This window comes from Polynucleobacter sp. 35-46-11 (assembly GCF_002281105.1).
The window spans coordinates 1-4,071 of sequence record NZ_NCFJ01000215.1 but is presented as its reverse complement, the minus strand read 5'-3'; the positions used below and the strand labels follow the sequence as shown (position 1 = coordinate 4,071).

Annotated in this window: 4 protein-coding genes; 2 read left to right on the top strand and 2 right to left on the bottom strand. The window is 49.2% G+C overall.

The genetic code is table 11. From position 1 onward, the window contains the following. Nucleotides 1–73: 73 nt before the first annotated feature. Both B7Y67_RS12125 and B7Y67_RS12120 read left to right on the top strand, forming a co-directional pair. Complete coding sequence (locus B7Y67_RS12125; protein ID WP_293598867.1) at nucleotides 74–1,618, top strand: DEAD/DEAH box helicase; 1,545 nt, start codon at nucleotides 74–76, stop codon at nucleotides 1,616–1,618. A gap of 2 nt (nucleotides 1,619–1,620) precedes the next feature. Continuing rightward, nucleotides 1,621–2,193 carry a chorismate lyase gene (locus tag B7Y67_RS12120; protein WP_293598866.1) on the top strand — a complete coding sequence of 191 codons (573 nt, stop codon included), beginning with the start codon at nucleotides 1,621–1,623 and terminating at the stop codon, nucleotides 2,191–2,193. Here B7Y67_RS12120 and B7Y67_RS12115 read toward each other — a convergent pair. Next, nucleotides 2,190–2,999, bottom strand: a complete 810-nt coding sequence (locus tag B7Y67_RS12115; RefSeq protein ID WP_293598865.1) for a uroporphyrinogen-III synthase — start codon at nucleotides 2,997–2,999, stop codon at nucleotides 2,190–2,192. The two genes, B7Y67_RS12120 and B7Y67_RS12115, sit on opposite strands and share 4 nt — an antisense overlap. 6 nt (nucleotides 3,000–3,005) lie before the next feature. Further along, nucleotides 3,006–3,986, bottom strand: coding sequence for a hydroxymethylbilane synthase (gene hemC, locus B7Y67_RS12110; protein WP_293598864.1), 981 nt, complete (start codon nucleotides 3,984–3,986; stop codon nucleotides 3,006–3,008). Nucleotides 3,987–4,071: the final 85 nt, after the last annotated feature.

Here is a 4,071-nt window from a genome sequence, read left to right as displayed (position 1 = left end):
TTTGACCATCACACTCAATAAAAAACAGAGAGTGTATACACGGAGACATCCCTTAAACGGGATGTGTAATAGCATGACTTTTTCTAAAGAAACCAATCCATCTGGAAATGATTTCCAGAATTTCGCCCTCGCGGCGCCACTCCTTAAAAACGTTGCTGAACTGGGTTATACCCAAGCCACTGAAGTGCAAGCTCAGGTTATCCCTGCGGCTCTCGCTGGCGGTGACTTATTAGTCAGCAGCCAAACTGGTAGCGGTAAAACCGCAGCCTTTTTATTACCCTTGATTAATCAACTGATCGAAGACAACCCAAACGGCTCACCTGTACCAGGTCGCGCACAACCTAAAGTGTTGGTGCTCTGCCCTACTCGTGAATTAGCTCAACAGGTTGCCGCAGATGCAGTGAACTTAGTTCGCGGCATGAAAGGTATCCGTATTGCAACCGTCATGGGCGGCATGCCTTATGGCAAGCAAATCCAAGCCCTGAAAGGCGCATTGTTAGTTGTCGCAACCCCTGGTCGCTTGCTCGACCTGACTGACAGCAAAGCAATTCGCTTAGATGACGTTAAGCAACTCGTTATCGATGAAGCCGATCGCATGCTCGACATGGGATTTGCTGATGATCTCGAAGCTATTGATAAGCGTTGCGCTGGTCGCACCCAAACTTTGATGTTCTCTGCAACTTTTGCACCAAAGATTATGTCTTTGGCTAATGAGTTAACCACTAACGCTAAGCGTATTGAGCTTGCACATGCTGGTGAAAAGCACGCGAACATTGAACAGAAGCTGCACTGGGCTGACAGCATGTCACACAAGCATAAATTGCTTGAGCACATTTTGGCTGATGCCTCTTTGGATCAAGCAGTTGTGTTTGCAAGCACTCAAGTTGAAAGTGAAAAAATTGCTGACACCTTACGTGCAAATGGTTATGAAGCTAGCGCCTTACACGGTGCAATGCCTCAAGCTGTTCGTATGCGCCGTCTTGAGTCTTTGCGTAAGGGTCACACCAAGATTTTGGTTGCGACTGACGTAGCAGCTCGCGGTATTGATGTGCCACGCATTAGTCACGTGATTAACTTTGGCTTGCCAATGAAACCTGAGGACTACACGCACCGTATCGGTCGTACTGGTCGTGCGGGTCGCAATGGTGTTGCTATCACTTTGGTTGAACATCGTGATCGCGCCAAGATTCGTAATATCGAACGCTTTACACAGCAAGACATCGTTGCTTCAGTCATTGCCGGCCTTGAGCCACAAGCTAAGCCTAGCTTTGGTGGTGGCGGTGGTCGCCCAGGTGGTGGTCGTTCTGGTGGCGGCTTCGGCGGTGGCGGTCGTTCTGGTGGCGGTGGTGGCCGTTATGGTTCTGGCGCCCGTTCAGAGTCTCGTTCTGGTGGCGGAGGCGGTGGTAATCGCTCAGGCAATCATTTCGAATCTCGCTCTGGCGATTCACGTCCATCTGGTGATTCACGTCCTGCTGGTGGCAATCGTTTTGCTGATTCACGCCCTGCACGTTCTGCTGACTCACGTCCGGCACGTTCTGGAGATTCACGTCCATCCGCTGGTCCACGTTTTGCTAAACCAAAATCTGGCGGTCAACGCAGAAACTTTAGCGGTAGCTAAAAATGGTTCACCGTCGTCGCCTCCGTTCTGCATGGAATCGAGTCGATTCCGGTGAATTGCATCAGGCGCCACGCAAGTGGCAGGCCTGGCTAAGTGATACCGGTTCTTTAACCCAAAAAATTGAACGCGCAATCGGACAAAAACTAGAGGTAGTAGTTCTGCGAGATTGCCGGCAAAACCTAAATAGCGACGAGAGTCGCTATTTTCATTTCAAGATCAAACGTTGTCGTATCCGTGAAGTGCTGCTTTGTGTAAACGGTGTTCCACTAGTCATGGCTCACAGCATTATTCCCATCAGTAGTTCTAGTGGCAGTAATCACGAGATTTTACGTTTAGGAAAGAAACCTTTAGGAGCGGTGTTGTTTGCTAAAACACGCATGCACTCCAAGAAAAAACCCTTACGTGAAATTACTCGATTGGATAAACGAAGCGCCTTATGGAAAAAGTGTTTCCAGCAATACCCAGGGCTTCCCTCTGTGAGTTGGGCAAGACGTACGCTCTATCAACTGAAGGGGCGTCCACTCCTGGTGAGTGAAGTATTTCTACCGGCGCTACTGAACTACCCTAGCAATTAAACGAATAGCCAAGCTCGTGATGCGGCAATTAAAGCCTCGTCACCGGGTTCGCAAGTAAATACCTTACCAAACCCAATTTGTTCTGCTGCACTAGCAATATTGTGATGCGGGCACATTGCTGATGCGAGATCGAGCGACAATGTTGCTTGACCCAAATAACGCACTGCCTCAGATGAGGTAAGCAACCAAAGTGATTTTGCAAAATCCATCTCATGGACATCATTCCAAGCGGAACTGTTGAGATCTAATGGTACGCGGGTATAAACAGAGAAAGCCTCAACTTGCGCCCCAGCCTGTTTTAAAGTTTCAGCCAACCAGTCGCGCCCACCCTCGCCCTTAAAGATGATGACTTTCTTGGTCGACCATTCCCAGTTCAGGGCCTGCAATTCAGACCAAAGACCCTCGGAATCCCACTGCGCATTGCTTTGAGGAAGAATAACTTTTGTAGCATTGCTCTCAAGACCAATACCGTGATTGTTGAGGGCTGCCAAACTACTTCCTCCCATCACACCTATTGGCAATGGCCGATCAGACACCTCTTGCCAAGACCTTTCCAACAAACGCATCGTGCATTCAATTGCATTGGGGCTAACAAAAATTGCTAGATCTGCAGACTTGAGTGCTGCAGTGATCCGCTCTACTAAAACATCATCACCCTTCGGGACAATTGTCAGTAGTGGCAAAGAAATGATCTGGGGGACTGTGTCTTTCGTAAACCCGCTATCTACTAAACTTGCTTGTAAGGCTTCCGACAATTGACGTGCCTGTCCGCTGGGACGGGTAATGACAATGGTCTTGTTGCTCATTGGGTTTTACTTAGGCAGACCGTTTGGCAATAAACGCTCTGCACCCTGAGCAATCAGATCTCGCGCAACTGAGAGTCCAAGCACTTCCGCATCTTCTACACTTTTTACAGCACCTTGAGCGCTAGCTAGGCAGCTTGCAGTGCCATCGACACTGGCGACAAAAGAGCGGATATTCATATGATCTTGATCCCATGTGGCATAAGCCGCTAAAGGTACCTCACAAGAACCACCGAGTTGACGCGACACCATACGCTCAGCAGTGACCGCATAAAGGGTTGGCAAATCATTAAGAGGGGCTAACCACTCTTGAATGTTGGGATGCTTGCTCAAAGTTTCGATACCGAGTGCACCCTGCCCGGCAGCTGGTGTGTAGGGATCAATCGGTAACAGCGCACGAATACGACTTTCCAAACCAAGTCGCTTGAGACCTGCAGCAGCCAAAATAATGGCTTGATACTCACCACGATCAAGCTTGCCCATACGGGTATCTAAATTGCCACGTAGGGGTTGAATCACTAAATGCGGAAACTTGGATCTCAGAACAGATTCGCGTCGCAAACTCGACGTGCCTACCACCGCGCCTTTTGGTAAATCCTCTAGGCTGGCGTAATCATTTGAGACAAATGCGTCATGCGCATCTTCCCGCGCCATCACGCAGGACAAATCAAAACCCTTAGGCATGACCATAGGCACATCTTTAAGGGAGTGCACAGCCAAATCAGCCCGGCCGTCCTCCAAGGCAGTTTCGAGCTCTTTCACAAATAAGCCCTTACCACCCACTTTAGAGAGGGCCTTATCCAGTATTTGGTCTCCCCGGGTAGTCATACCCAGAATCTGTACGTCGCATGCTGGATAGAGCTTTTTAAGGCAATCTCGGACGTGTTCCGCCTGCCACATGGCAAGGCGACTCTCACGGGAGGCAATTACCAGGCGCTGAGGGGTGGCAGATACAGGGGAAGTGGAGCTAGAAATAGGGGTTTGGGACATAACATTTAAAATAATCAAAGACCTACACCAATATACTGCGTTTATGAGCTCATCAAAAAATTCCCTTGCCAACAAAGCCCAAGCT